A 26,571-nucleotide genomic window follows, 5' to 3' on the forward strand; every position below is an offset into this window, starting at 1 on the left:
GAAACGGCCACCGCTGACGGAACAGCGAACACACGCCAGAATTGGAACAGCAGCCCGGCGGCGCTCAGGTGGTCCGTCGCCGGGCTGCTGGACCTCAATCTTCGCTCACAACTGCGCGGAAATGGTGGCCGGATGGTGACACGGCACAAGAATGCTGACAGGACAACAAATATCGCTGCCCGCATTCATCAGGACACGGACAGTGCGGATCGCACTGGATCGCGCATCCTAGGCTGGAGAGGCGGTAGCGGACGGTGACGACTTTCGGAAGGGAGGGACGACTCGTGAGCAGCTCGGACACGGAGCGTGCCGATCATCTGCGCGTGCTCGGACTCAGCGACGACGAGATCAAGGTCTACCAGCACCTGCTGCGGACCGGCCCCTCGTCGATCACCGAGCTGGACGAGGGCGTCCCCGACCGCTCGGCGGGGATCGACACCATCCTCGGCGGGCTGGTGCAGGCGGGGCTGGCCCGGCGGTCCGGGTCCGACCACTCGCGCTTCCTCCCGGTGCCTCCGGACGCCGGTCTGGAGGCGATGACGCTGCGCCGGGAGTCCGAGCTCAAGCAGGCCCGGATCGAGGTCCTGAACGCGTACGACGAGTTCCGGCGGACCGTGCACAACGAGTCGACCACGCACCTGATCGAGGTCGTCACCGGTAGCGCGATCGTCGAGCGGATCCATCAGATCAAGGGCAGCGCCCAGCGCGAGATCCTGGCCATCGACTCCCCGCCGTACTACATCGGCGGCCCGAACCAGGAGGAGATCGACCAGCTCAGCCGAGGGGTCGCCTACCGGGTCGTGTACTCACCGGAGTCGGTCGAGGTGCCCGGCTACCTGACCGAGAACATCCTCCCGTGTGTGGAGGCCGGCGAGCAGGCGCGCGTACTGCCCGACGTACCGGCGAAGCTGACCATCATCGACGGCTCGATGGCGTTCGTGTCGATGTCGGTGCGCGACACCGATGTGAACCGGTCGCTGCTGATCATCCGGCCGAGCAGTCTGCTCACCGCGCTGATCGGCATGTTCGAGCTCTGCTGGCGCAACGCGCTGCCGTTGCACGCGTCGGTGGGCGCCGAGGACGACCGGCTGGAGCCGATCGAGCGCCGGCTGCTCGCCCTGCTCGCAACCGGCGCCGCCGACGACACCATCGCCCGCACCCTCGGCATCAGTCGCCGGACGTTCTTCCGCTACCTGGAGAGGCTGATGAACCGGACCGGCGCCAGCACCCGCTTCCAGTTGGCCCTGCACGCCGCCCGGGAGAACTGGCTATGAGGCTGCGATAGCCCGCGCGAGTCGGAGCCGGGCCCGCTCGTAGTCGTTGCCCTGCTGGGGAAACGAGACGCGCGGGCCGGCTTCGTCGAGGACCGCCGGGACGATCTCCTCGACGATGCCGTCGACGAGGTGGTGCAGGCCGCGGGCGCGGGCCGTCGTCAGGTAGAGGTGGTCCTGGATCCCGCGGCGGAAGTTGGCCAGCTGGATCGTGGAGACCGGGCCGGCGATCCCGCGGTCCTGGTCGGGGTAGATGCGGTCCTCCCCCGGATACATCAGGACGCCGTCACCGTTCGCCCACCAGCCGCGCTTGTTGTAGAACGTGACCGGGTCCACCCAGACGTTCTGGTTGCGTTCGCGCCCCGGCAACACTTGCCGGTTGTGCCGCCAGTGGTTGGTGTGCCAGTAGAAGTATGTCGAGACGTCGTGCTTGAACGCCGCCCACAGGTTGGCCCGTGGATCGGTGGCCGGCGACTCGATCACCACCGATCCGACGTTCGGCCGCTGACCGTTGTAGAACCACAGATCCCGGCCCTCCTTGCGGAGCATCTCCGCGGCCGGCGAGCGGTAGAGGTCGGCCACCGAGGCCCAGAGGTCGACCGCCTTCTCAGGACCATCCAGTACGGCGTCGTAGGCGTGCGTAGCGAAGATCGGCAGCGGCGCGCCCGACTCCCGCACCGCCGCGGACAACGAGCGGATGTAGTCGTAGTCCTCAGGCCCCGGCTCGTCGGGCATGTAGAGGAAGGTCTTCTTCCCCGGCAGGTTCCGCGCCAGCCAATCGGTCCACAGCGGAGCGTTGACCTTCGCCTTCTCCGGGGTGTCGAAGTCGGGCTCCGGACCGTAGAACGTGCGCGGGATCAGAGTGTTCCCGACGCCCTCCCCAGGACCCTCGTAGCCGTTTGCCTTGGTGAAGTCCGCGCCAGTGAAACGTGATCGGGCGGCGGTCGCGGCCGCGAGGTCGTAGGCGTCCACGAACTCGACCCGGTGCCGGTGGGCGAAGCGGTGGAAGACCTGGTCCAGGTTGCGGCCGTAGCGCAGTTCGACCTGAGAACTCTCGAAGTAGAACATCGCGGTGATGCTGTTCTGATCGGGCAGCGTGAAGGCGAAGACCGTCAGTTCGACCGGCACCCTTCGCACCTGGCCGTCGGCTTCGACCTCGATCTGCCCGCGATAGATCCCGGCCGACGCGTGCCGTGGGATGTACACGTCGAACCAGAACGCCTGATTGGTCGCAGCCGGTACGGCGAGCGGAAACCCACCCTGCGCGGCATTCTCGGGGACCAACTGGACCGGCTTGGTACCCAACGGATCCGGCGGTTCGTCCGGTGAGTCACGCAGGTAGATCCAGTCCGCGTTCGACTTCTCGGTAATGCGCATCGAACGTTCGGAGAAGACCTGGATCTGACGACCGACCGTGTCCGACGGATCCGCGGCCGGTGGGGCGTACCGGATCACGCCCGGTCCGCCCACTTGCCGCAGTACCGGAAGCCGTGCCGACAACGCACCGATCCCTGCCTGGCTGGCCTCCACGACGACCTGGAACGCGACCACCTCGTTGCGCGCACCGAAGATGCGCGCGGTGTGGCCGTCCCACGCCGAGTTGCGCCGCTTGTTCGGATTCGCCAGGTCGTCGGCCTCGACCTTCTCGCCGTCATTCACCGCCCACACAGCGGCCAGCGGCTCGGCGGCCGGCCGCACCGCCAGGGGCACGACGGCCGAGAGCGACCCGGCCAGCAGGGATCGCCGCGAGAACACCAACCTGGTCACGTCAGGAATCGTAGGCATCCACGGCGATCGCTGCGCTACTCGTTGCCCGAAAGGACAGCGAAGTCAGCCCTTTCCCTTACAGATAAAGGGCCGTCGCCGGTACGACGCGGCCACCGGCCACCCGGGATCCGGCCGCCCAGATGCCGCCGTCGGGTGCTGCGGCGAACGCCGACCGCACCTCGGAGTAGAGCACCCGGACCGGTGGCGTCGGCACAACCTGCCAGCCAGCCGCTCCCCATCGGTAGTAGCCGTCGTTCTGGGTTCGGATCAACGGTCCGCCGTTACCGACGTCGTACAGGCGGGACACCCGGCCACCGCCGGGGATGTCGAGGCGGCTCCAGGACTCTCCGTTCCAGCGGGCCAGGAAGCCTGAGCTGTTCGCGTCTTGGCCGCTTATCCACACCGCACTGGGTCCGAGAGCCAGCACAGCCTCGGGATAGACCGAGTCGCCCGGCAGTTGGTGGTCTACCCACGCACTGCCGTCCCATTGCACGACCAGCGTCCGGTCCGCTCCCACCCGCGTGCCCACGACCCAGGCGCCGGTCGCACCGGTCACATCGAGGTCCAGTACGTCGAACCCGGCCGTGGTCCGCGGCGGGTTCGGAAGGAGCTGCCACGCGGTACCGTCCCACCGCATCACTCGGTAGATCAGCGGTCCGGTGCCAAGCACAGTCGTGGTCGCTGTCGTGCTCCACGCGGTTCCTCTGGCGTCAGTCACCAGGTTGCCGGTGTCGATGTACATCTCACCCGCCGGTGGCGCCGGCACTGCCCGCACAGTCCAACTGACGCCGTCCCAGTGCATGTTCTTCGCGCCGGTCCCGATCCAGACGTCGTCTGCTGCCGTTCCGGCGATGTCGCCGCCGACAGCGGGTGCCTGGACCGCACGCCAGGAACTGCCGTCCCAACGACCGACCACCGGCTCGACACCGTCGACCCCGATCGACCAGGCCGCAGTGGGCGATGCGGCGAAGATCCCGTTCACTCGCTGCTCGGCGGTGCCGGCACGCGGCGGAAAGTCGTGCCGCGTCCAGCCAGCCGCGAAGGCCCGCACGGGAACGAGGGGTACGACCGCCATCGCCGCCAGACCGGTCAGCACGGTCCGGCGGGTTGTCCGTAGTGCCATCTACGTCTCCTCAGGTCGGGAAATCGATTCCTGCCGACCCAACGAGACGGCCGCCGAAGTGGTTCAGGCTTCGACGGCCGTGGAATGAGCTCTTCAGCCCTGGATGAATTCCTTGGCGACGACCTCGGCGATCTGCGCGGTGTTCAGGGCCGCGCCCTTGCGCAGGTTGTCGCCGCAGACGAACAGCTCCAGCGCGTTCGGGTCGTCGAGCGACTTACGGACGCGGCCGACCCAGGTCGGGTCGGTGCCCACGACATCGGCCGGGGTCGGGAACTCGGCCTCGGCCGGGTTGTCGAACAGCAGCACGCCCGGGGCGTCGCGCAGCACCTCGCGGGCCTCGTCGGCGTCGACCTCGTGGGCGAAGCGCGCGTGCACCGACAACGAGTGCGTGGTCACGACCGGCACCCGGACACAGGTCGCGGAGACCTTCAGGTCGGGCAGGCCGAGGATCTTGCGGGACTCGTTGCGGACCTTCAGCTCCTCGGAGCTCCAGCCGCCGTCCTTGAGCGAGCCGGCCCACGGCACCACGTTGAGCGCCAACGGCGCCGGGAACGGGCCGAGCGAGTTGCCGACAACCCGCCGTACGTCGCCCGGGGTCTTCCCCAGCTCGCGATTGCCCGCCACCTTGGTGATCTGGTCGTAGAGAGCGTCGATGCCCTCCTGACCCGCACCGGAGGCCGCCTGGTACGACGCGACCACCAGCTGCTCGAGCTCGTAGCGGTGGTGCAGTGCACCCATCGCGACGATCATCGACAGCGTCGTGCAGTTCGGGTTCGAGATGATGCCCTTGGGCCGGTTGCGGGCCGCCTCGGCGTTCACCTCGGGAACCACCAAGGGAACGTCCGGGTCCATTCGGAAGGCGCCCGAGTTGTCCACCACGACGGCACCCGCCGCGGCCGCGATCGGCGCCCAGTGCGCGGAGACCTCGTCCGGTACGTCGAACATCGCCACGTCGATGCCGTCGAAGGCGGCCTCGCTGAGCGCGACCACCTCGACCTCCTCGCCGCGGACCTTGAGCCGCTTGCCCGCGGAGCGCTCGGAGGCGATCAGCCGGATCTCACCCCAGACGTTCTCCCGGGTCGAGAGCAGGGTCAGCATCACCGAGCCGACGGCGCCGGTCGCCCCGACCACCGCCAGCGACGGCAGACCCGTCCGGTCCTCGATCGTGTTCTCCACAGCGCTCACAGGGGTCACCGTCCAGTTCCTCCGTACACGACGGCCTGGGTGTGCTCGTCGTCCAGATCGAATGCGGTGTGCGCCGCGGTCACGGCGGCGTCCACCAGGTTCTCGTCCACGACCACCGAGATCCGGATCTCGGAGGTGGAGATCATCTCGATGTTCACGCCGGCGTCGGCCAGCGCGGAGAAGAACTTCGCGGAGACGCCCGGGTGCGAGCGCATGCCGACCCCGACGACCGAGACCTTGCCGATCTGGTCGTCGTACAGCAGCTGCTCGTAGCCGACCTCGTCCTTCATCCGGGCCAGCGCGGACATCGCGCGGGACCCGTCGACGCGGGGCAGCGTGAAGGAGATGTCGGTGCGGTTGGTGGCGACCGCGGACACGTTCTGCACGATCATGTCGATGTTGGTCTCGGCACCGGCCACGGTCTCGAAGATCCGGGCCGCCTCGCCCGGCTTGTCGGGTACGCCGACCACGGTGATCTTGGCCTCGTTGCGGTCCTGGACCACACCGGAGATGATCGCCTGTTCCATCTGATCAAGTTCCTTCGCATCGACAACCCAGGTGCCTTCCTTCTGCGAGAAGGAGGACCGCACATGAACGGGGACGTTGTAGCGCCGCGCGTACTCCACGCAGCGCAGGTGCAGCACCTTCGCGCCGCAGGCGGCCATCTCGAGCATCTCCTCGTAGGAGATCTTCGGGATGTGCTTGGCGGCCGGCACGATCCGCGGGTCCGCGGTGAAGATGCCGTCCACGTCGGTGTAGATCTCGCAGTAGTCGGCCTCCAGCGCGGCGGCCAGCGCGACCGCGGTGGTGTCGGAGGCGCCGCGGCCCATCGTGGTGATGTCCTTGGTATCCTGCGCCACACCCTGGAACCCGGCCACGATCGCGACGTGGCCCTCGGCCAGCGCGTCCTCGATCCGGCTCGGGGTGATGTCGATGATCCGGGCGTTGCCGTGCGCGGACGTGGTGATCACGCCGGCCTGCGAGCCGGTGAAGCTGCGCGCCTCGTAGCCGAGGTTCGCGATCGCCATCGCCAGCAGGGCGGCCGAGATCCGCTCACCCGAGGTGAGCAGCATGTCGAGCTCGCGCGGCGGCGGCAGCGGGGAGACCTGCTTGGCCAGGTCCATCAGTTCATCGGTGGTGTCACCCATCGCCGAGATCACGACGACGACGTCGTTCCCGGCCTTCTTGGTGGCGACGATCCGTTGGGCGACGCGCTTGATGCAATCGGCGTCAGCGACCGACGAACCGCCGTACTTGTGCACGACGCGTCCCACAGCTGTGTCTCCTCAAAACCCACTTGGTTGCCACTGGTTGCGGTACGCCGTGCGGCACTGCACCAGGCGTAGTCTCGTCGCTCATTCTAGCCGTGACCTCGCCGTTGCCTACCGGCTGACCAAGCCTCGGCCGCGGCGTGCGGCAAATCGGGAGTCCGCCGGGAGGTTCGGCGGCGGCGGCCCGGGCGCGCCGGAAGGCGTCCGGTGGAACGGACCACTTGTTCATATAAGTCATCACTGAAACAATGCGGACCGTGCACGCGTTCGACATCCTCGGCGACCCGGTCCGGCGCCGGATCCTGGAGCTGCTGGCCGACGGCGAACTGCCGGCCGGCAGCATCGCCGCGACGATCAACGCGGAGTTCGGGATCAGTCAGCCGGCCGTCTCGCAGCATCTGCGGGTGCTGCGCGACAACGGGTTCGCCACCGTGACGGTGGCCGGCACCCGCCGCCTGTACGCCGTTGCTCCCGAACCACTGCGCGAGATCGACGGCTGGCTGGACCGGTACCGGAAGTTCTGGGGCAACCGGCTGGACGCCCTCGAGACGGAGATCCACCGCGGCCGCCGCGAGAAAAACTGACGCGATCGAAACCTTCCGTCCACTGTCTGCATCGAGCAGGTAGACGACCAAGGAGGGGCGCGGATGCGAGCGATCATTGCCAACCTGTGCATGGCGGAGGACGGGATCGTGGACCGGCCGGAGCGCTGGCTGCCGGCACCGGCTTTGGGCGGTGTGATCGACGACCTGGCCGCCGGAGCGAACACAGTGCTGCTCGGCCGCCGTACCTATGAGCAGTACGCCGGTTCGCTCGGTGGGGTCCGGAAGCTCGTCATCGCCTCGACGCCAGTGGCTTACCAGCCAGGCAGTGAGGTTCTGAAGGGCGATCCGCGCCGAGTGCTCGCGGCGCTCAAGCAGGTGCCCGGTCCGGACCTGCATGTGATCGGCAGCCTCGGTCTGATCCGGTCACTCCTGCGCTGGCGACTGCTGGACGACGTGACGCTGCGGATCCACCCAGTGCGGGCCGGACAGGGCACTGCGCTGGACCGGCGGTCCTTCAAGCTCATCTCTTTGTGTGCAGGGCTTTCCGGCACACTCGAGGCGACCTACAAGGTGCACTACGCGGCGACCGGAGCGCTCTCGAGCGTGGACTCGACCGGCCGGTGGGGCGGTACCCGCAGGACCGCGACAGTGCCGAGCACTCCGAGGACTGCCATCAAGGCCCACGCGTAACGAACGCCGAAGGTCTCCACGACCACACCACCGACAGCCGAGCCAGCGGCGGAGCCGATCATTCCGCCGCTGAGCACCCAGCCGAACATCTCGGTCCGGGAGGCGGCCGGCGTCATTGACCCCAGCCGCTCGTAGAGGGCGCCGACTGTGGGTGCGATGAGACAGCCGGCTGCGAACAGCGTGATGGCCAGTGCGATCACCGAAGCGGTCGCGAACACGCAGGCGCCAGCCAAGACCGTAAAGGCCAGCATGCGCTTCCAGACATAGGAGTCGTGTCGGCCCGGGAGTGCACCACCGACCAGTCCGCCGATCAGGCTGCCCAGTGCCGCGACAGTTTCGAGCACTCCGGCGATCAGCCGGTTGCCGTGCTCGTCAGCGAAGGCGACGATCCCGAGCGACATCGACGCGAAGCCCATCACCATGAAGCCGAACGCGATCACCAACGGCAGCCGATGGCGGTGGAGGAGCAGCTGCCGCGCGGTGGTCCGCTCAGTCTCCGCCGCCTCCCCAACAGGGAGAGGCTGTTGCTTCAGTCCGAACCACCAGATCGCTGCGGCCGCCGCGACGGCGCACGCCAGCAACCCGGCGCGCGGACTGGCCACGCTGACGATCACTGCGCCGAGCATTGGTCCAACGACGAACAGCAGCTCGGTCGCTGACGCATCCAGGGCGTAGAGCACACGCAGCCGCCCACCCTGCACCAGCCGCGGCCAGGCGGCTCGGGAGGTCGAGGCGACGGGCGCCACGCACAGTCCGGCCAGTGCTGCTGCGACGGGCAGCAGCCGGTACCAGCTGTAGGGCAGCAGGGCCGTCACGGCCATGAGCAGGCCCCACGCCATCCCGGTGACGATCACCACGCGACGCGCGCCCCGTCGGTCGGCCATCCGTGCCCAGACGACGCTGGCGACCGCCGTACCGATGGAGTAGGCGCCTGCGACCACGCCGGCCCAGCCGAAGTTGCCGGACGCGTCCTTGGCCAGGAACGCCAGCGGGACCATCGTCGCCATCACCGGCATCCGCGCGGTCAGCGCCGCCGCCATCAGCGTCATCACACCGGGGGTACGCCACAGGTCGCGGTACGCGGTCAGGTCCATGGTGCCGATTCTGTCCTGACAAACTCGTCGGGCGCCTCGGGATTTCTCCCTATCTTGAGGGAGAGGTAGCCGAGCCCGGAGGCGCCGACCAGGCAGCCGGCGATCACCAGGAACGCGGCGCGCGTGCCGACTGCCGGAACCAGTACGCCGGCCGCCGCCTGGCCGAGTGCGGCCGCCCCGACGCGAAGGCTGGCCGCGGTGGTGCTGACCCGGCCCTGCAGCTCCAACGTGCTGTACTGCTGCCGCGCGGCGAACATCGCCGGAATCATCGGGCCGTCCAGTAGCCCGGTGCCGGCAGCCAAGATCAGCAGTACGGCAAAGCTGCCGGCCAGCGGCCAGGTGGTGAAGGCCAAGCCGTAGGCGGCGACGGCGAGCATCACGACGTACTCGGGACGCCAACGGGTGGAGAGGCGGCCCAGCAGCAGAGCCGTCGCAACGCTGGCCAGCTCCAGCACAGCCCAGACATAGCCAGCCGCCGATCGGGGCATCCCGAGCGATGCCATGTGCAACGGCAGGATGATCAGCAGCATGCCGATCACGCCCATGAGGAGTGTCGACGTCACTGTGGACGCCCGCAGTCGCGGAGTGCGGGCCAAGTGCTTCAGCCCACCCAGAACCGAGCTGAGGAAGGGATCCTGGCCCTGAGCGACTGCCGGAAGCACAGGAAGCCTGGTGATGGCCAGGATGCTCAAGGCCGCCAGTCCGGCGATGGTGAGCATCGCTGCCTCGACCGAAACCACCGCGGCGACAGTTGCGGCCACAGCGGGACCGGCGATGGTCGCGATACCGAAGCTGGCAGCCTCAAGCGAGTTGGCACGTGGCAGCTGCTCCGGCCGAACCAGACTCGGCAGCATGCTGGTGAAACCACCGCTCACCAGCGGCAGCGTCGTACCGGCTATCGCAGCCAGCACTGGGGCCGGCCAGTGGCGGCTGCCACCGACGACAACCAGCATGGCGATCATCACGAGGCCCACCACGACCTGGCTCAGAGCCAGCGCAGTACGCCGGTGCGCCGTCCGGTCGAGCCACGCGCCCAGCAGTGGGCCGGTGACGATGGCAGGCAGGGCAAACGCGGCGCCTGTCAGACCAGCCAGAGCTGGATTGTCGGTCCGCTCCAGGACGAGCAGGACCAGCGTGAAGGCGACCATCTCGACCCCGACCCGAGCGAGGGTCGCTGCGGTCAGGTAGCGGACCAGCATGCCGCCTCCTTCGTAACGCATCAATGGTCGTTACGCGTTACCCTAACAACTGCGTTACGCTTGGTCGAGTGGAGATGCTGACGACCCCGGACCGGATGATCCGGATCGCCGTGGACCTGATCAACACCAGGACCCATGATCCGGAGCAGCTGACCTCGCCCGCCGTACTGGAGCAGTTTCTACTCGATCATGGCGAGCCGGTGGCTGACGTCGACGACCAAGACCTGGACCAAGTGAAGGCGATCCGCGAGCAGATCCGCCCTGTCTTCCACGCCGGGCCGGCCGAGGCGGCCGGGGTCCTCAACGAGTTGCTGACCAAGTACGCCGTACGGCCCTATCTGTCGAATCATGATGGATCGCCTTGGCACCTGCATGCCGCTGAGCCCGAGGCGAGCTGGGCCGAGTGGCTCGCCGCCGGAGCCGCGCTCGGACTCGCGAGCTTTGCGGCGGGACACGGATTCGAGGCGATCAAAACCTGCGCGGCGTCGGACTGTGAGCGCGTCTTCGTCAACGCGGCCGAGCGCCGGCCCCGAAGATTCTGTACGCCGACCTGCTCCAGCCGCACGCGGGTCGCGTCGTACCGGGCGCGGCGGTCGAGCTCTACCTGACTGTCGGCGGAGTATGCGAACATGTGTTCGTGTCGTCGTCAGGGCTTGCCTCCATCCTGCATGCCGATCTGGACGCGTTCTACGCGTCGGTCGAGCAGCGGGACGACCCGCGCCTGCGCGGCCGGCCGGTGATCGTCGGCGCCGGGGTCGTGCTCGCCTGCAGCTACGAGGCCAAGGCGATGGGCGTCCGGACCGCGATGAACGGTGGGCAGGCGCTGCGGCAGTGCCCGCAGGCGATCGTGGTCGATCCGCGGATGTCGGCATACTCGGAGGCGAGCAAGGCGGTCTTCAAGGTGTTCGAGGACACCACGCCGTTGGTCGAGGGGCTGTCGATCGACGAGGCGTTCCTCGATGTCGGCGGGCTCGGGAAGATCTCCGGTACGCCGGTGGAGATCGCGCGGCGGTTGCGTTCCGAGGTGCTCACGCGGGTCGGGCTACCGATCACGGTCGGGGTCGCGCGGACGAAGTTCCTCGCGAAGGTGGCCAGCGGGATCGCCAAACCGGACGGGCTGCTCGAGGTGCCACCGGCGTACGAGCTGGAGTTCCTGCATCCGTTGGATGTCTCGCGGTTGTGGGGCGTGGGTGAGGTTACCGCCGAGAAGCTGCGGACACGAGGGCTGACCAAGGTCGGCGATGTCGCGCAACTCCCGGAGGCGGCGCTCGTCGCGATGCTCGGGCGGGCGTCGGGTCGGCATCTGCATGCGCTGGCACACAACCGCGATCCGCGACCGATCGAGGTCGGGCGACGACGACGGTCGATCGGATCGCAGCGAGCCCTCGGGCGGTCGCGGAAGTCGCTGGCCACGTTGGACGCCATACTGGCCGGGCTCGTCGATCGGGTCACTCGGCGGATGCGGTCAGCTGGTCGTTCCGGTCGTACCGTCACGCTGCGCCTGCGCTTCGACGACTTCACTCGCGCCACCCGGTCCCATACGTTGCCTCAGGCAACGGATCAGACGCGGGCGATCCTGGTCACCGCCCGGGCGCTGCTCACCGCCGCCCAGCCCCTGATCACCACACAGGGCCTCACCATGATCGGGATCTCGGTCGGCAACCTGGAGAACGAGGCTGCTCAGCAGTTGGCGCTCCCGTTCGACAAGGCCGCCAACAACGAACTCGACGCGGCCCTTGATCTGGTGAAGGACAAGTTCGGCACCAACGCCATCACCCGCGGCGTCCTCCTCGGCCGCGACCAAGGCCTCACCGTCCCGATGCTTCCGGACTGAGTGGGAGCTCCAACGTGAGTTCGTCGCGGGGCGGGATGCCGTAGTCGCCGGTCTCCGGGATCGTGGGTTTCACCTTGCGGGACTCGTCGACCGCGCCTGGCGCGACGCCGATGATGCGCAGGCCACGGCGCTGGTAGAAGCGCAGCGCGTCGACGTTGTCGTTGGTGGTGATGAGCCAGAGCCGCTTCGCACCGGCCTTCCGAGCGAGCTCGATTGCCGCGGACAGCAACGCCGTACCGACACCGGTACGACGCTCGGCCGCATGCAGGGTCACGACCTCGAAGTCATCACCCTGTACGTCGTACGTGAGCAGGCCGTCGATCTCACCAACGCGCTCGACGATCAACCCGGGCAGGGCGGTTGCGTCGTAGGTGACGCCGTGCCCGATGACCGTCGTACCGCCGTTCAGGGTCAAGAACTGCGCCACGGCACGGCGGTCGTCGGGACCGATCGGCCGGACGTCGATCATGAGCGTGGGTAGCCGATTTCCGCGATGCCCTCGGCCAGATCGGGCAGCCGGCGTTCGCGGTTGAGCGAGGTGACGACGTACTCGGTCAGGGGCATCAGCGCGTAAACGTGCCGGATCGGTTCGATGTCGAGCTCGACGCCGTAGTAGTCCTCCGCGAAGGTCAGGAACGCCTCCGGGTTGCCGTCGGCCAGCAGCTGGAACAGGTAGTTGGCGCCGTCCTTCTCCACGTCCTTGACCGGACCGCATTGCCAGGCGTCATCGGCCGGGGTCCGCCAGAAGCAGACCGTCGCGCGCGGAACGCCGTCATCGGCGAACGCCCGTTCGTCGCGGGCGGCCCAGAAGACCTCCGGTACGCCGTCCAGCAGGCCGGGCCACAGCTTGCCGTCCCGGGCCCACGGCGACATCGGCGACTCGTGGTCGAACCCGTAACCGAACGCACCCTCGGCGGAGAACACGATCGAGTACTCGTTGCCCGAGCCGTCGCGCATCAACGCGGCCTCCTCGGTCTCTGACCAGCGGGCGTCGAACGCGAAGAACGGCAGCATGTCATCGTCGCCGTCCAGAACCAGGTCGAGGACGGCGAGGGCGCGGCTGACCCGGCGGACATGGCCGATGTCGGGCAGCCGCCGGATCACATCATGAACGGACATCGGGCCATTCTCCCCGATATCGCAGGCCTTATCGGCGCTGAACGACTTCCTCGGCGACCTCGACCAGCTCGCGGTCGGTGGCCTCGGTCTCCGGGTCGTGGGCCGGCTCCAGCCGGTCGTGCGCGATCAGCGACTGGATCGCCCGCAGGACGGCGCTCGCGGCCGCGCCCCAGGTCGACACGTAGGAGAACTGCCACCACCACAGCGCCTCGACGATCCGGCCCTCTTCGTAGTGGGCCAGGCCATGCACGAGGTCGGTCGCGATCGCGGTCAGGTCGTCGGAGAGCCGGTTCACCGTGATCTCCGGCGGTGCGGCGTACGGGTCGAAGACCTCGGCGTACTCGTCGAGACCCTCGAAGAGCACCGCCAGCCGGTCGCGCATCGCGTCCAGATCCGGGTCCGGGCCCGCGTCGGACTCGAAGCGCTCCTCCGGCACGAAGTCCTCGAACGCGCCCAGCCGGCCACCGGCCAGCAGCAGCTGGCTGACCTCGAGCAGCAGGTACGGCAACGAGGCGAGCCCCTCGTCCACACCGTCCTCGTCCGGCTGTGCCGCGATGTCGCGCACCGAGATCAGGAAGCTCTGCACCTGGTCGGCGATCTGTTCCGCGAACTCGGTGAGATCGTCCGAGCCGATGCTCAGCGTGCGCTCTGCCATATCGGTTGATTCAGTCATCGATCGATCGTCGCCCTTCAAACGCCCGTCCGAGTGTGACCTCGTCGGCGTACTCGAGGTCACCGCCTACTGGAAGTCCACTAGCCAATCGAGTCACGCGCAAGCCCATGGGCCGCAGCAACCGGCTCAGGTACGTCGCGGTCGCCTCGCCCTCGAGGTTCGGATCGGTGGCCAGGATGATCTCCATCACCTCTCCACCGGCCAGCCGCTGCAGCAGCTCCTTGATCCGCAGCTCGTCCGGCCCGATCCCCTCGATCGGCGAGATCGCCCCGCCGAGCACGTGGTACCGGCCGCGGAACTCGCGGGTCCGCTCGATCGCGACCACGTCCTTGGCCTCTTCGACCACGCAGATCAGGCTCAGGTCCCGGCGCGGGTCCCGGCAGATCCGGCACTGCGGCTCCTCCGCGACATTGCCGCAGATCTCGCAGAACTTGACCTTCTCCTTGACCTGGACCAGCACGTGCGCGAGCCGCCGGACGTCGGTCTCGTCGGACGCCAGCAGGTGGAACGCGATCCGCTGGGCGGACTTCGGACCGACCCCCGGCAACCGGCCGAGCTCGTCGATGAGGTCCTGAACGGCCCCCTCGTACACGTCAGGCCGGGTTCTGGCCGGGCGGACCGGACGGCTTGGTGAAGCCGATGCCGCCGCCGGGGAGCTCCGGGCTCGAGCCGTCGTCGGCCGGACCACCGAAGCCGGGGATGCCGTTGGCCAGCGGGCCCATCGCCTGCGCGGCGGCGGCCTTGGCGTTCTCCGAGGCGTCCCGGACCGCGGCCACGATCAGATCGGCCAGCGTCTCGGTGTCCTCGGGGTCGACGGCTTCCTTCTTGATGTCGAGGCGGAGCAGCTCACCCGTCCCGGACACGACAGCGCCCACCAGGCCACCGCCGGCCGACCCCTCGACCTCCTGGGTCTCCAGGTTGGCCTGCGCCTGCATCAGCTGGTCTTGCATGGCCTGGGCCTGCGCAAGCAGGTTGGACATGTCGAAGCCACCAGCACCGCCACCGTCGAACACGCGATCTCCTCGTCGAGCCGCCACCGAATTCTTCGACCAACCCTAGCCGGTCGCCCGGACAACCCTTCGATCCCCCGGAAACCGACCAGTCTCCCCAAGTTTTCCACAGGGGTGTGAACATCTTCGTCCACACCCCTGTGGAACTTGTGGAAACCCGTGCCGGCTGCCCACAGATACTGAGGGTGACCGGTGGACATTCAACGCTGGAGGGCCAATCGCGCGCCGAGCCCGATGAACAATCCACCGGTCGTCGCGTCGATTCCTCGCCGTACCCGCTCCCGGGTGCGGAGCCAGCCACCGATCCGCCCGGCGGTTACACCGACCGCGCCGTCCACCAGGAACTCGAGCACGACCAGGACTGCCCCGAGGATGGCGAACTGCAGCCACAACGGGCCGCGGGTGGGGTCGACGAACTGCGGCAGGAACGCCAGCGTGAACGTCACCATCTTGGGGTTCACCAGATTGGTCAACAGCCCCATCGAATACGCGCGACGGCCGGACACCCCGCCCTGCAGATCGAGTCCGCCACCTCGCTTGCGGATCATCTGGATCCCCATGAACACCAGATAGGCCCCGCCCGCGATCCGCGTCACCGCGAAGGCGGCGGGCACCGCGGCGAACAGCGCCACCAGTCCAGCCGCGGCCAACGCCACGTGGATCACCTCGCTGGTGGCAACCCCGGCCGTGGCCAGTACGCCGGCCCGGGCTCCTCCGCGGATCCCACAGCCCAGCACGAACATCATGTCCGGCCCGGGCACCACCATGGCCAGCAATGTGGTCAGAACGAACGCAAGAAACACCTGCTCATCAATAGGCACCTCACGATGCTCACACGATTCAGCGCGCCCCGTTGGTCTCTTCCATGATGATCTCAGCGCCGAGGGTGTCCCGCAGCAGATCCGTGTGCGAGCGCGAGTCCTCTTCCAGTACGACGTCGTCCTCGCCGATCGAGTCGGCCTCTTCCTCCGGGGTCAACGGCGCGGCCTGCACCACCGGCGCCGCCTGCTGCCGACGAGCCTGCTCAGCCGCCACTGCCGCCTCGGCCGCCCGCCGCTTGCTGGCCGCCTGCTGTCGCCGATCCACCTCGGGCGCCGCTGCTGCCTGTCCCTGCGCTGCTGGCGCTGAGGCGGGCGCTGCTGCAGCTGATGGTGCTGGTGTGCTTTGCTCCCAGGCCTCGGGCTCAGGCGGTACGTCGTACGGGTCCGGCGGCTCCTGCAGATCCACCGCAGTCGCCGCCTCAGCTCCCCAGGCTCCGCTCTTGGCCACGGGCGCTTTCTCAGGTACGACGGCCTGCGCCGGCTGAACGGGCTGACTGGCAACCGGCGCGTCCACCCGAGCAGTCGGCTCGGCCACCGGCGCATACCCCGTCGGACCAGCAGGAGCCGGCGCAGCCGGACCGCCACCACCAGCCGGAGCCCCGGAACCACCCGCCGGACCTGCCCCGGCCGGCGGACCACCCGCACGCGGTCCACCTCCAGCAGGCACACCTCCCGCACCCGGATCGGCCGACGGGTCCACCACGGCCTCGATCCTCCGGTTCAGCCCGATCGTGTCGATCATGGCCTGCCGCAGGATGTCCTCACTCCCGGACCGCGAGAAGCTCTCCCGCGCCCCGGCATTCAGCATGCCCAACGTCAACGTCTGATCGTCGACCGCGATGACCTGCGAGTTCTGGCTCAGCATGATCCACGCGAACCGCCGCTTGGCCTTCACAGCCTCCAAAACCTGAGGCCACAACCGCCGAACATCCGCCAGCCCCACAGCCCCCACCGAAGGCGACCCCACCGGCGCACTAGAAGCAGGCACCGCGCTCGCAGCCGGCTGCTGACTCACAGGCGCACTCTGCGGGACAGCCGCCGTCGGCTCATCCCCCCAAGCCCCCTGCCGCCCACCAGCAACCTGTCCCCCACCAGCTGGCCCCGAGGCACCAACTGCGGGTGACCCAGCACCCGCCGCACCACCACTCACACCACCAGCCGCCGAGCCACCGCCCGCCACACCACCTGACGACGAGCCAGCACCCGCCACACCACCTACCGACGAGCCACCGCCCGCCGCACCACCGCTCAGACCACCTGCCGCAGAGCCGGCACCCGCCGCACCACCCGTCGGCGAGGCAGCGCCCTCCGACCCACCACCCGCACCACCCGCCGGCGAGCTGGTGCCCGCCGCACCACCGGCGGCCCCCGTCTGCTCTCCCACGCCTCTCGAACTGTTCTCGGCGGCAGCGGCGGTTTGTGGCGCAACGCCACCAGCCGCATCACCGCCGACCGGTGTGGAACCAGGAGCAGCACCAGCCTGCGAACCCGCGGCAGCAGGCGAACCCGCACCAGCCACTGGCACAGGGCCCGTCGCGCCGCCCTGCCCACCCACGGCAGAACCCGCAGCGCCGCCCGCACCTCCGGCACCTGCACCGTCGGCCCCGCGAGCACCTGCCTGCTCAGACCCACCTGTGGCAAACGACTCGGCGGCAGCGGCGGGTTGTGCCGCAACCCCACCCGCCGCATGACCAGCAACCGCGCCCGCGCTCGCCGTACCAGCGTCGACTCCGCCAACCGCCGTACCAGCGGCCTGGCCAGCGGCTGCGGCGCGGGCGGCGGCTCGGCTGGCGGCGGCGTCGGGTGCTGGGGCGGAGGGTGCGGCGTAACCGCCGGCGTCAGCCGGGCCCGGGACGCCCATAGAGAGGCGGCGCTCCATCCGGTCCAGTCGCGCCTGAATTCCGTTCGTGGAGTCGTCGGCGCCCGGCAGCAGCACCTTCGCGCAGATCAGCTCCAGCTGCAGGCGCGGCGCGGTGGCACCGCGCATCTCCAGCAACCCAGCAGCCACGATGTCCGCGGCCCGCGTCAGCTCGGCCGCGCCGATCCCAGCGGCCTGCGTCTGCAGCCGCTCGCCTTGATCCTCAGCGGCCTCGATCAGCCCGGACGCCACCGCATTCGGCACCGCGGACAGTACGACGAGGTCCCGCAACCGCCGCAGCAGATCCTCGGCGAACCGCTTCGGGTCCTGCCCGGTCTCGATCACCTTCTCGACCGTCTCGAACACGGCCTTGCTGTCATGCGCCGCGAACCCGTCGACACACGCATCCAGCAGCGAATCCGGCGTGAACCCGAGCAGCGCGACCGCCAGCTCATACGTCACGCCGGCCGGCCCCGCACCACCGATCAGCTGGTCGAGCACGCTCAGTGAGTCACGCACCGATCCCGCACCCGCGCGCACCACCAGCGGCAGCGCGGCCGTCTCGATCGCAACACCCTCGGACTCACACAGCGTCGCCATGTAATCGCCGAGCACCTTCGGCGGCACCAGCCGGAACGGGTAGTGATGCGTCCGGGACCGGATCGTCCCGATCACCTTGTCGGGCTCGGTGGTGGCGAAGATGAACTTGAGGTGCGGCGGCGGCTCCTCGACCAGCTTCAGCAGGGCGTTGAAGCCCTGCGTGGTCACCATGTGCGCCTCGTCGATGATGTAGATCTTGTAGCGGCTCTCGACCGGCGCGAAGAACGCCCGCTCACGCAGGTCGCGCGCGTCGTCGACACCACCGTGCGACGCGGCGTCGATCTCGATCACGTCGATACTGCCGGGCCCGCCGCGGGCCAGGTCGGTACACGACTTGCAGACGCCGCACGGCTCGGCGATCGGGCCCTTCTCGCAGTTGATCGCGCGGGCCAGGATCCGGGCGCTGGTGGTCTTGCCACACCCGCGGGGCCCGGAGAACAAGTAGGCGTGGTTGACCCGGTTGTTGCTCAGCGCGTTCCGCAGCGGCGCGGTGACGTGCTCCTGGCCGATGACCTCGGCGAACGTCTCCGGGCGATACCGGCGGTACAACGCAAGGGGTGCTTCCACGCCGCAACCCTAGCGCCGCCCGCCGACATTTCCACCGTCGCCCGGATCACGCCCGCGCGCCGGTCCCGGCCCGGCCTAGGGTAAGCGGATGGGCTCCGGCGACGAGCGGTACGACGTGATGATCCAGCGCGCCCGCGAGGTGCTCCCGGCCGACGACCGGGTCCTGGCGGTCTACCTGATCGGGAGCTACGCGACCGGCGCCGAGGACCGGTTCAGCGATCTCGACGTCCACCTCGTGGTGACGGACGCGAGCATCGGCTGGTTCGAGGAGCACTGGGACGACGTACTGCGCGACCTCGCCGGACCGACCGTCTTCACCGAGCGACTCGGCACCCTCGCCGGCGGTCTCGGCATCACCCCCGACTGGCTGCACCTGGACCTCATCGCGCATCCGCTCGCGTCCTTCGACCGATTCCAGTACGACGGGGTCCGGGTGCTGTTCGATCGCGACGGCACGTTGTTCCCGGACGGCGATCAGCGGGCCGAGCACGGTCGCCCCGGTACGGCGTACTGGCCGGACGGCGTCGTCCAGATGTTCCTCTACTTCCTCGGCAATCTGGTCACCGTCCTCGGCCGGGACGAACGGGTGGTCGCCAACCAGGGTGTTGGTGTGGTGCGGGACCAGCTGATTCGGCTCATGCTCGCGGAGCGCGGAGTACGTCGTACTGGGGGCGCGAAGCGGCTGAACGCGCTGCTGTCCGCGGAGCAACGCGCCGTACTGGAAGGTGTTCCGGCCGCCGGGTCCGACCCGACCGACGTCATCGCCGCCAACCAGTACCTCTGCCGGGAGATGCTCCGGCGCGGGAAGGCGCTCGCGTTGGAGACTGGTGCGCCTTGGCCGGCTGAGTTCGTCGACGCCACGCTGGCTCATCTGCAGCGGCACTTCGGGATTGCCTTCGACTGAGGGAACCGCGCGACCAGGTCGCACGTTGCGGTGGTGTGACAACAACGGTCAGCGGGCCTGGTGCGGCCTCGAAGCGTGAGGTCGGCAACCGGGGATCTGGGTGGTTCCGGGCGTTCTGGCGATGGCATTTCTACGCCAGCTTCCTGGTGATCCCGATTTTGTTGCTGTTGGCGACGACCGGGCTGATCTACCTGTTCCGGTTCCAGATCGAGCCGCTGCTGCACGCCGACCTGATGAAGGTGGCGCAGCCCGCCGGGCTGATCGCACAGCCCTACTCGTCGCAGCTCGACGAGGTGAAGGCGGCGATGCCTGGCGCGACGGTCGTGTCGATGACCGAGCCGTCCGGTCCGGATCGATCGACGGTCTTCTCCGTGGAGACCGCGGACGGCGAAGGCCGCGATGTCTTCGTGGATCCCTACGAGGGCAAGGTTCTCGGCTCGCTGAACCCGGACAAGACACTGTCCGGTGCGGCGATCGTCCTACACGGCAACCTGATGGCCGGCCGCGTCGGTGAAGTGGTGGTCGAGATCGCTGCCTGCTGGGCACTCGTGATGGCGATCACCGGCTACTACCTGTTCTTCCGCGGCCGAGTCGCGCGAGCTCGCCGCCGCGCCGCCCGGGCCGCGGGCGCCGTACTGCGATCTCGGCACGCGCTCACCGGTTCGGTGGTCGGCATCGGCGTGCTGTTCTTGATCGTGTCGGGGCTGCCGTGGACCGGCTTCTGGGGCGCGAAGGTGCAGGAAATCGCCAGCAGCCAAGGCAGTTCGATGTGGAGCGAGGACCACGGAGCACTCTCCAACCCGACCTCCACTCTCGACGAATCGCTCCCACACAGCCACACCGTTCCCTGGGCCCTGGGCGACACCAAGGTCCCGCGCTCGGACCCCAACGGCGACCGCCGCTCAGTCGCCAACGTGGACACAGCCGTTGCCGTCGGCGACCGCAACGGGCTCGCCCACCCGATGACCATCGCCTTGCCTGGCGACGAAGAAGGCGTCTACTCGGTCATCGGGTACGCCTTCCAGAACCCCGCCAAGGAACGAACCCTGCACGTCGACCAGTACGGCGGCGCTGTCGTCTCGACGTACGGCTATCAGGACTACCCGCTCCTGGCCAAGACCGTCGCCCAAGGCATCGCCCTCCACGAAGGCCGTCGCCTCGGCGCCCTCAACATGTGGCTCACCACAGCCTTCTGCCTGGCCGTCATCTTCATGTGCATCACCGGCCCCACCATGTGGTGGCGCCGCCGCCCCAAAACCCCCGGCGCCGGCCTCGGCGCCCCCCGCGGCCGCCTCCCCCTCAAAACCACCCCAGCCCTAGCCATCATCGTCACCGCCCTAGCCCTCTTCCTCCCCCTCTTCGGCCTAACCCTCCTAACCGTCCTCCTCCTGGACCGGTACCTAATCCGCCGAACCACCCCCCTCCGCAACTACTTCAACACCACCCCTTGACGCTCAGCCGCCTGCGGCCGGCGTACGGAAAAGGGTGGCCGGGCCAGGTGCCTGGCTGAGCCCGTTGCCTGAGCTTCCGGGATGTGGCTACGGCCACCGGCCAGCAGGCCTACCTGCGGCCGGGAAGGTCCACGACAGTTACTCACCGCTGCGGCCGGGCTTTACAGAAACGGGTGGCTGAGCCGAGTGCCTGGCTGAGGGAGATGGTCCGGTAGGCGATCGCCTGCAGGCTGTCTGAGCTTCCGGGCTGTGGTTGCGGCCGCAAGCGACGAGGTCTGCCAGCTAACCCGCCGCGGACTGCTGGGGCCGAACCCACTCAGTCCGCAGCCATCAAGTGTCCGACATGTCCCTACACATACAACCGTCAGACATGTCCCTTCACAACACACACCCGAATCGGCAGGTAAACGTCCCCAACCTCCCGCCTCGAGAGGTATGGCGATCTGCGGCTGACTAGCTGGGGAGCCGATTGCACCCGAATCGGCAGGTAAACGTCCCCAACCTCCCGCCTCGAGAGGTACAGCGGTCTGTGGATGACTCGCTGGGGAGCCAAATGCACCCGTATCGACAGGTAAGTGTCCCCAGCCCCGCGCAATGTGCACCCTCGGACGACCTCAACCGCTACCCCAGCCACAGCCCGCCAGCCCCAGGCAACGTGCACGCGATCGCCCACCGAACCACCCACCCCAGCCACCACCAACCGCCACCCGAAGGTTCCAGTCGACCGCCGAAGGCGGCCGAGTCGCTTAGCGGCACCTTTGCGGACACCTACTGCCGCAGAGAGGCAGCAACCATCCGCAAAGCGGTCCCGCCCGCGCCCCCACCACCTAACGTCCGAAGATCCGCAGACCACGCCCGCGATCCCTTCGGACGTTACCTCGCACCCGGAGCCGACCCCACCAACGCACCGCGCTCGATGAGCACCCACCCACCACCTTGAGCACGGGCCAACCACCTCCACGAACCGGATCTGGTTGATGGGTGCACAAAGCGCGCCTCAGCCACCACCTCGAGCACCGGTCAACCACCTCCGCGAACTGGACCTGGTCGATGGGCGCTCAAGGTGAGAGCGCTCGTTGGGTTGCGCGGGGGTGGTGAGGGACAACATCCGAAGATCTGGGGACCACGCCCGGGCGCTCGCGGGGGGTGGTGGTGGGCGACGTAATGAGGGTTCCTGGGGTGCAGGAACCCTCGTGGGGGAACGCCGTGGGGTTATTTGAGGTGGTAGTTGGCGAAGCGGGTGCGGAGGTCTTTCTTGGAGAACTTGCCGACGGAGGTCTTGGGGACCTCGTCGATGAACTCGACCGCGTCGGGGAGCCACCACTTGGCGACCTGGGGGCGGAGGTAGTCGAGGATCTCGTCGGCGGTGACCGTCGCGCCTTCTTGCAGGACGACGCAGGCGAGGGGGCGCTCGTCCCACTTCGGGTGCGGTACGCCGATGACCGCGGCTTCCTTGACGTCGGGGTGGGCCATCAGGAGGTTCTCCAGCTCGACGGAGCTGATCCACTCACCGCCGGACTTCACCAGGTCCTTGGTCCGGTCGACCAGGCGGACCGAACCGAACTGGTCGATCGCGGCCACGTCCCCTGTCTTCATCCAGCCGTCCTCGGTGCACAGTTGGACGCCGGCGTCGGGGCGGTAGTACTCGGCCGCGATCCATGGTCCGCGGACCTGCAGTTCGCCGGTCGCCTCGTCGTTCCAGGGCAGGGCCTCGATCGAGCCGGGCTCCACGATCCGCACCTCGACGCCGGGCAGTGGGGTCCCCTGGCGGGCACGCACGTGGGCCTGCTCCTCCTCGGGGAGGTCGGCGTAGCGCGGCGGGACGTGGGAGGCGGTCGCGACCGGGCTGGTCTCGGTCATCCCCCAGGCCTGCAGGATCGGCTTGCCCAGCTTGGCGCGGAACGCCTCCGACAGGGCCAGCGGCACCGCGGAGCCGCCACACGGGATCCGCCGGAGCTTGGGCAGCTCGACCCCGTCCAGCAGCGGCAGCAGCCCCTGCCAGATGGTCGGGACGCCGGCTGCGAGCGTGACGTCCTGCTCCTGCAACAGCTTGAGAATCCCCTGCGGGCTCATGTCCGGCCCGGGGAAGACGAGGCTCGCACCGGCCATCGGCGCCGCGTGGGCCAGGCCCCAGGCGTTCGCGTGGAACATCGGCACGACCGGCAGCACGGTATCCGTCTCGGCCAGCCCGATCGCCGAGTTGGTCAGGACCCCGATCGAGTGCAACCAGGTCGACCGGTGTGAATAGACGACACCCTTCGGATTCCCCGTCGTACCGCTGGTGTAGCACATGGCGGCCGCCTGGTTCTCGTCCTCGACGTGGAACTCGACCGGCTCGGCGGCGGCCACCAGCTCCTCGTAGTCGTGGAACCGTGGGTCGTCCGGCACCTCGGCCCCGGGCGCGCCCGCCGGTAGGTCGTCCATCACCACGATGTGTTTGAGCAGCGGGAGCCGGTCGAGCAGCGGCAGGAACAGCCCCAGCAACGAGCGGTCGACGAAGACGACCTCGTCCTCGGCGTGGTTGGCGATGTAGACGATCTGGTCCGGGAAGAGTCTGATGTTGAGCGTGTGCAGCACCCGGCCGGTGCACGGCGCGGCGAAGTACAGCTCGAGGTGACGCCCGGAATTCCAGGCGAACGTGCCGACCCGGCCGTCCGCGGTGATCTCGAGCGTGTCCAGCACCCCGCCCAGGCGTCTGGTCCGCGCGGCCCACTCGCCGTACGTCATCGTGGTCGGCGCCGGCCCGCCGGTGTGCACGGTCCGGTCCGGGTAGAACTGCTCGGCCCGGAGAAAGATGTTGTCCAGGGACAGCTGGTAGTCCTGCATCAGACCCTTCATGCACACACTGTGCCAGTCCCGATGTCGCGTTGACCATGACCCCCGCAGGACTTTTTCCGGCACTCTTCCGGCACTCTTCGTGCACGCCGATAGATGTCGTGACATACGTGTCGTGTAATGTATTCCGCATGAAGGTTCTGGAGGAGCTGCGTTATCTCGTGCTGGCGATCCAGCGCGAGGGCAACCGGCTGCTCGCCGCCGAGCTGCGCCCACTGGGCATTACGCCTTCCCAGGCAGAGGTTCTGCGGGTTCTGCGCGACCACGGCCCGCTCACGCTGAACGCCTTGGGCGGCCTGCTGGTCTGCGAGACAGGCAACAGCCCGAGCCGTCTCGTCGACCGCCTGGTTGCCCAGGGCCTCGTGCAGCGCAGCGTCGACACAGTCGACCGGCGCTACCTCGCGCTGAGCCTGACCCCGGCGGGTCGCGCACTGCATCGCAAAGTCGTCACCGCGGAGAACCGGCTGCACCGGACGATCGACGGCCTGGTCGCCGACCGCGAGCTCGGCGAGACGATCGCCACCCTCCGTGCCGTCGCCGACGGCTTTCCCGCCGGTGCCGCCCTGGCCCGCCGCCGGGACCCCGCCCACCCGTTCGTCTAAGCGAGATCGTCGCCCAGGAGAGATAGACATGGAGCAAGCCACCGACAACATCCCAGCCGGCCCGACCGCGATCCGACACCTGCTGCTGGACGCCCTCGCCCTCCCGGAATGGAACGAGGCCTTCCTCGCGATCGACGGCCCGCCCGCTGCCGAGCAGGGCTCCCGGTATGCGCTGCGCGTGCGCCCGGGCTTGGCCGGTGAGCTCGTCTACACGGCGGTCGAGGCGGACCGGATCGAGATCACCTGGCAGGTGCCGGGCTTCCGCGAGGTCGGCATCTGGACCATCGGCCCGGACAGCCAGGTCACCCACACCTTCGAGCAGACCGGTCCACTGGCCACGGTCCTACGACCGGCATACCGGAACATCGCCACCATCCGCCTCGCCCGCCTGAGCAACCGCCTCCGCGAGCTGGCTCACAGCGCCTAAAGAGGTACCGGGAGGCGCTCACAACATCTAAGCTTCGGCACCATGCTGATCGAGGTCCGCGGCACCAGGCTGTACGTCGATGAGCGCGGCTCCGCGGAAGCGCCTGCACTCCTGTTCCTGCACGGCGGTCCCGGCTCCGGCTCCTACGACTTCCTGTCGTTCCAGGGCGACCGGCTCGCCAAACGCTTCCACCTGATCGGTGTCGACCAGCGCGGCGTCCAGCAGTCCGACCCCCTCACCGGACCGGTCAACGAAACCGATCTCGTCGCCGACTTCGAGGCCCTCCGCGAAACACTCGGGCTGGAGAGCTGGGCCATCCTCGGCCACTCGTTCGGCGGCCGCCTCGCCCTCCGGTACGCCGTCCTGCACCCGACCGCCGTCAGCAAGGTCATCTTCGAGAACCCTGCCTGGGACCTGCTGCTGAACACCGAGACACTGATCCGGGCAGCCCAACGGATCGAGCCCACGATCGAGCTCCCACCGCACGAAGGCCCGGCGACCACGCAGCTGCTGAACGACCGGTTCGCGCTCCTGCACCAACTGGGCAACCGCCGGATGGAGATCTACCTCGGCCCGGACACCCAGGACCTGGTACTCCCCGCCGACACCGAGATCCCTGATGAGCTTCACGCCCGTTCCGGCCAGTTCTCCGAGGCGATCATGCACACGCCGGAGTTCCTCGAGTCACTGCTGCCGCTGCTCGCCCAGATCACCCAGCCCGCGTTGCTGATCAAGGGTTCGCATGACCCGGTCACCAGCGCAGAAGAGATCACCCGGTTCCAGTCCGACGTACCGACCGGGACCTACTACTTCGCGCAGAACAGCGGCCATTTCGTCCACGCCGAAGCCGCAGACGGCTACACCGAGCTGGTGACCAGCTTCCTCAGCTGACGGCGTGCGGCTGGGCGCGCTTGTGCGCCGTACGGCGATGGGTCGCGATGATCCTGCTCGCAGCCTTCTCGTCGACCTCACGACCCTCGAGGAAGTCGTCGATCTCGTCGTACGTGACGCCGAGAACCGCCTCGTCCGGAACCCCCGGGTTGTTGGTCTCGAGGTCCGCCGTCGGCACCTTGCCGGTGATCTCCGGGGACGCTCCGAGCCGGGCGCCGACCTCACGCACGCGGCGCTTGGTCAGGCCGGAGAGCGGGGTCAGGTCGCACGCGCCGTCGCCGAACTTGGTGAAGAAGCCCATCACGGCCTCAGCCGCGTGGTCGGTCCCGACCACCAGACCGCCGCGCGCACCGGCCACGGTGTACTGCGCGATCATCCGCTGCCGCGCCTTGACGTTGCCAACGTGGAAGTCCTCGCGCTCACCGAATCCGGCGTGCCGGACCGACTCGACCATGGCGTCAGTGGCCGGCTTCACGTCGACCACGAGCGTCTCGTCGGGCCGGATGAACTCCAGCGACCGCTGTGCATCCGCTTCGTCGGCCTGAACGCCGTACGGGAGCCGCATCGCGACGAACGTCGCCTGACCGCCCTCGCCGCGGATCCGCTCGACCGCCAGCTGGCACAGCCGCCCAGCAGTCGCGGAGTCGACCCCGCCACTGATTCCGAGCACGTACGACGTCGCTCCGGACCGGCGGAGCTGGTCGGCGAGGAACTCGACCCGGCGCTCGATCTCCGTCTCCGGATCGAACCCGGCCGGCACGCCCAGCTCGGCGATGATCAGTTCCTGCAGATAGCGGATTTCGTCGCTCACCGGAGCCTCCCAGACCGGGCCTG

The 26,571-nt window shown here is 68.6% G+C and carries 25 protein-coding genes; 10 read left to right on the plus strand and 15 right to left on the minus strand.

Annotated elements, in window-relative coordinates; all coding sequences use genetic code 11:
- The first annotated feature begins 284 nt into the window (after nt 1-284).
- Nucleotides 285-1,274, plus strand: coding sequence for a helix-turn-helix domain-containing protein (locus ACIA49_RS20765; protein ID WP_396378828.1), 990 nt, complete (start codon nt 285-287; stop codon nt 1,272-1,274).
- On the opposite strand, the gene ACIA49_RS20770 is transcribed toward ACIA49_RS20765, so the two are convergent.
- The 4 genes from ACIA49_RS20770 to ACIA49_RS20785 all read right to left on the minus strand — a co-directional run bounded on the left by ACIA49_RS20770 (nt 1,269) and on the right by ACIA49_RS20785 (nt 6,620).
- Nucleotides 1,269-3,038: a glycoside hydrolase domain-containing protein gene (locus tag ACIA49_RS20770; RefSeq protein ID WP_396378829.1), complete on the minus strand. Its 1,770-nt coding sequence runs from the start codon at nt 3,036-3,038 to the stop codon at nt 1,269-1,271. The two genes, ACIA49_RS20765 and ACIA49_RS20770, sit on opposite strands and share 6 nt — an antisense overlap.
- Before the next feature lie 76 nt (nt 3,039-3,114).
- Complete coding sequence (locus ACIA49_RS20775; protein WP_396378830.1) at nt 3,115-4,161, minus strand: hypothetical protein; 1,047 nt, start codon at nt 4,159-4,161, stop codon at nt 3,115-3,117.
- Nucleotides 4,162-4,254: 93 nt separating this feature from the next.
- The gene (locus tag ACIA49_RS20780; RefSeq protein ID WP_396378831.1) at nt 4,255-5,355 is read right to left on the minus strand and encodes an aspartate-semialdehyde dehydrogenase; all 1,101 of its coding nucleotides are present in this window, start codon (nt 5,353-5,355) and stop codon (nt 4,255-4,257) included.
- The gene (locus ACIA49_RS20785) at nt 5,352-6,620 is read right to left on the minus strand and encodes an aspartate kinase (RefSeq protein WP_396378832.1); all 1,269 of its coding nucleotides are present in this window, start codon (nt 6,618-6,620) and stop codon (nt 5,352-5,354) included. Before ACIA49_RS20785 ends, ACIA49_RS20780 begins: the two co-directional genes overlap by 4 nt.
- A 245-nt stretch (nt 6,621-6,865) precedes the next feature.
- Between ACIA49_RS20785 and ACIA49_RS20790 the strand changes: the two genes are divergently transcribed.
- Both ACIA49_RS20790 and ACIA49_RS20795 read left to right on the plus strand, forming a co-directional pair.
- Nucleotides 6,866-7,201 (plus strand): ArsR/SmtB family transcription factor, encoded by a 336-nt coding sequence (locus ACIA49_RS20790; RefSeq protein ID WP_396378833.1) that lies wholly within the window; start codon nt 6,866-6,868, stop codon nt 7,199-7,201.
- Between the two features lie 63 nt (nt 7,202-7,264).
- A complete protein-coding gene (locus ACIA49_RS20795) occupies nt 7,265-7,852 on the plus strand; it encodes a dihydrofolate reductase family protein (RefSeq protein ID WP_396378834.1) in 588 nt (195 codons plus the stop codon).
- Here ACIA49_RS20795 and ACIA49_RS20800 read toward each other — a convergent pair.
- Both ACIA49_RS20800 and ACIA49_RS20805 read right to left on the minus strand, forming a co-directional pair.
- The gene (locus ACIA49_RS20800) at nt 7,738-8,946 is read right to left on the minus strand and encodes an MFS transporter (protein ID WP_396378835.1); all 1,209 of its coding nucleotides are present in this window, start codon (nt 8,944-8,946) and stop codon (nt 7,738-7,740) included. The genes ACIA49_RS20795 and ACIA49_RS20800 overlap by 115 nt on opposite strands.
- A complete protein-coding gene (locus tag ACIA49_RS20805; protein WP_396378836.1) occupies nt 8,937-10,166 on the minus strand; it encodes an MFS transporter in 1,230 nt (409 codons plus the stop codon). Before ACIA49_RS20805 ends, ACIA49_RS20800 begins: the two co-directional genes overlap by 10 nt.
- A gap of 53 nt (nt 10,167-10,219) precedes the next feature.
- Between ACIA49_RS20805 and ACIA49_RS20810 the strand changes: the two genes are divergently transcribed.
- Both ACIA49_RS20810 and dinB read left to right on the plus strand, forming a co-directional pair.
- On the plus strand, nt 10,220-10,753 hold the full coding sequence (locus ACIA49_RS20810; protein ID WP_396379039.1) for a CGNR zinc finger domain-containing protein: 534 nt from the start codon (nt 10,220-10,222) through the stop codon (nt 10,751-10,753).
- A 29-nt stretch (nt 10,754-10,782) separates the two neighbouring features.
- Nucleotides 10,783-11,979: a DNA polymerase IV gene (dinB, locus tag ACIA49_RS20815; RefSeq protein ID WP_396378837.1), complete on the plus strand. Its 1,197-nt coding sequence runs from the start codon at nt 10,783-10,785 to the stop codon at nt 11,977-11,979.
- On the opposite strand, the gene ACIA49_RS20820 is transcribed toward dinB, so the two are convergent.
- The 7 genes from ACIA49_RS20820 to ACIA49_RS20850 all read right to left on the minus strand — a co-directional run bounded on the left by ACIA49_RS20820 (nt 11,954) and on the right by ACIA49_RS20850 (nt 18,627).
- Nucleotides 11,954-12,448: a GNAT family N-acetyltransferase gene (locus ACIA49_RS20820; RefSeq protein WP_396378838.1), complete on the minus strand. Its 495-nt coding sequence runs from the start codon at nt 12,446-12,448 to the stop codon at nt 11,954-11,956. The two genes, dinB and ACIA49_RS20820, sit on opposite strands and share 26 nt — an antisense overlap.
- Nucleotides 12,445-13,098, minus strand: a complete 654-nt coding sequence (locus ACIA49_RS20825; RefSeq protein ID WP_396378839.1) for a hypothetical protein — start codon at nt 13,096-13,098, stop codon at nt 12,445-12,447. Before ACIA49_RS20825 ends, ACIA49_RS20820 begins: the two co-directional genes overlap by 4 nt.
- 28 nt (nt 13,099-13,126) lie before the next feature.
- On the minus strand, nt 13,127-13,771 hold the full coding sequence (locus tag ACIA49_RS20830) for a DUF5063 domain-containing protein (protein WP_396378840.1): 645 nt from the start codon (nt 13,769-13,771) through the stop codon (nt 13,127-13,129).
- On the minus strand, nt 13,764-14,363 hold the full coding sequence (recR, locus tag ACIA49_RS20835; RefSeq protein ID WP_344148108.1) for a recombination mediator RecR: 600 nt from the start codon (nt 14,361-14,363) through the stop codon (nt 13,764-13,766). The genes ACIA49_RS20830 and recR overlap by 8 nt, the downstream gene beginning before the upstream one ends.
- 1 nt (nt 14,364) lies before the next feature.
- A complete protein-coding gene (locus ACIA49_RS20840) occupies nt 14,365-14,784 on the minus strand; it encodes a YbaB/EbfC family nucleoid-associated protein (RefSeq protein WP_396378841.1) in 420 nt (139 codons plus the stop codon).
- Nucleotides 14,785-14,981: 197 nt separating this feature from the next.
- On the minus strand, nt 14,982-15,602 hold the full coding sequence (locus ACIA49_RS20845; RefSeq protein WP_396378842.1) for a LysE family translocator: 621 nt from the start codon (nt 15,600-15,602) through the stop codon (nt 14,982-14,984).
- Between the two features lie 19 nt (nt 15,603-15,621).
- Nucleotides 15,622-18,627, minus strand: coding sequence for a DNA polymerase III subunit gamma and tau (locus ACIA49_RS20850; RefSeq protein ID WP_396378843.1), 3,006 nt, complete (start codon nt 18,625-18,627; stop codon nt 15,622-15,624).
- A gap of 88 nt (nt 18,628-18,715) precedes the next feature.
- On the opposite strand from ACIA49_RS20850, the gene ACIA49_RS20855 reads away from it, so the two are divergent.
- Together ACIA49_RS20855 and ACIA49_RS20860 are read left to right on the plus strand one after the other, a co-directional pair.
- Nucleotides 18,716-19,531, plus strand: coding sequence for an aminoglycoside 6-adenylyltransferase (locus ACIA49_RS20855; protein WP_396378844.1), 816 nt, complete (start codon nt 18,716-18,718; stop codon nt 19,529-19,531).
- Between the two features lie 35 nt (nt 19,532-19,566).
- Nucleotides 19,567-20,982: a PepSY-associated TM helix domain-containing protein gene (locus ACIA49_RS20860; protein ID WP_396378845.1), complete on the plus strand. Its 1,416-nt coding sequence runs from the start codon at nt 19,567-19,569 to the stop codon at nt 20,980-20,982.
- A gap of 1,212 nt (nt 20,983-22,194) precedes the next feature.
- Here the strand turns inward: ACIA49_RS20860 and ACIA49_RS20865 are convergent.
- A complete protein-coding gene (locus ACIA49_RS20865) occupies nt 22,195-23,820 on the minus strand; it encodes a long-chain fatty acid--CoA ligase (RefSeq protein ID WP_396378846.1) in 1,626 nt (541 codons plus the stop codon).
- A 128-nt stretch (nt 23,821-23,948) separates the two neighbouring features.
- Here ACIA49_RS20865 and ACIA49_RS20870 point away from each other — a divergent pair, with 128 nt between their 5' ends.
- Genes ACIA49_RS20870 through ACIA49_RS20880 form a run of 3 tightly spaced genes read left to right on the plus strand, consistent with a single transcriptional unit; the run spans nt 23,949 to nt 25,737 of the window.
- A complete protein-coding gene (locus tag ACIA49_RS20870; RefSeq protein ID WP_396378847.1) occupies nt 23,949-24,419 on the plus strand; it encodes a MarR family winged helix-turn-helix transcriptional regulator in 471 nt (156 codons plus the stop codon).
- A gap of 28 nt (nt 24,420-24,447) precedes the next feature.
- Nucleotides 24,448-24,846, plus strand: coding sequence for a hypothetical protein (locus ACIA49_RS20875; protein WP_396378848.1), 399 nt, complete (start codon nt 24,448-24,450; stop codon nt 24,844-24,846).
- 42 nt (nt 24,847-24,888) lie between these two features.
- Nucleotides 24,889-25,737, plus strand: coding sequence for an alpha/beta fold hydrolase (locus ACIA49_RS20880; protein ID WP_396378849.1), 849 nt, complete (start codon nt 24,889-24,891; stop codon nt 25,735-25,737).
- Here the strand turns inward: ACIA49_RS20880 and nadE are convergent.
- A complete protein-coding gene (gene nadE / locus ACIA49_RS20885; RefSeq protein WP_396378850.1) occupies nt 25,730-26,548 on the minus strand; it encodes an ammonia-dependent NAD(+) synthetase in 819 nt (272 codons plus the stop codon). The genes ACIA49_RS20880 and nadE overlap by 8 nt on opposite strands.
- Nucleotides 26,549-26,571 lie beyond the last annotated feature (23 nt).

It is taken from the genome of Kribbella sp. NPDC051587 (assembly GCF_044453945.1).
GTDB lineage: Bacteria > Actinomycetota > Actinomycetes > Propionibacteriales > Kribbellaceae > Kribbella.

What these genes read in the sequence shown, in the direction of transcription:
- ACIA49_RS20855 (WP_396378844.1), top strand. Translation starts at nt 18,716, where the DNA reads ATGGGCTCCGGCGACGAGCGGTACGACGTGATGATCCAGCGCGCCCGC.
- ACIA49_RS20875 (WP_396378848.1), top strand. Translation starts at nt 24,448, where the DNA reads ATGGAGCAAGCCACCGACAACATCCCAGCCGGCCCGACCGCGATCCGA.
- ACIA49_RS20870 (WP_396378847.1), top strand. Translation starts at nt 23,949, where the DNA reads ATGAAGGTTCTGGAGGAGCTGCGTTATCTCGTGCTGGCGATCCAGCGC.
- ACIA49_RS20865 (WP_396378846.1), bottom strand. Translation starts at nt 23,820, where the DNA reads ATGAAGGGTCTGATGCAGGACTACCAGCTGTCCCTGGACAACATCTTT.
- ACIA49_RS20825 (WP_396378839.1), bottom strand. Translation starts at nt 13,098, where the DNA reads ATGTCCGTTCATGATGTGATCCGGCGGCTGCCCGACATCGGCCATGTC.
- ACIA49_RS20775 (WP_396378830.1), bottom strand. Translation starts at nt 4,161, where the DNA reads ATGGCACTACGGACAACCCGCCGGACCGTGCTGACCGGTCTGGCGGCG.
- ACIA49_RS20790 (WP_396378833.1), top strand. Translation starts at nt 6,866, where the DNA reads ATGCGGACCGTGCACGCGTTCGACATCCTCGGCGACCCGGTCCGGCGC.
- ACIA49_RS20830 (WP_396378840.1), bottom strand. Translation starts at nt 13,771, where the DNA reads ATGACTGAATCAACCGATATGGCAGAGCGCACGCTGAGCATCGGCTCG.
- ACIA49_RS20805 (WP_396378836.1), bottom strand. Translation starts at nt 10,166, where the DNA reads ATGCGTTACGAAGGAGGCGGCATGCTGGTCCGCTACCTGACCGCAGCG.
- ACIA49_RS20810 (WP_396379039.1), top strand. Translation starts at nt 10,220, where the DNA reads ATGCTGACGACCCCGGACCGGATGATCCGGATCGCCGTGGACCTGATC.
- ACIA49_RS20880 (WP_396378849.1), top strand. Translation starts at nt 24,889, where the DNA reads ATGCTGATCGAGGTCCGCGGCACCAGGCTGTACGTCGATGAGCGCGGC.
- ACIA49_RS20795 (WP_396378834.1), top strand. Translation starts at nt 7,265, where the DNA reads ATGCGAGCGATCATTGCCAACCTGTGCATGGCGGAGGACGGGATCGTG.
- ACIA49_RS20800 (WP_396378835.1), bottom strand. Translation starts at nt 8,946, where the DNA reads ATGGACCTGACCGCGTACCGCGACCTGTGGCGTACCCCCGGTGTGATG.
- ACIA49_RS20820 (WP_396378838.1), bottom strand. Translation starts at nt 12,448, where the DNA reads ATGATCGACGTCCGGCCGATCGGTCCCGACGACCGCCGTGCCGTGGCG.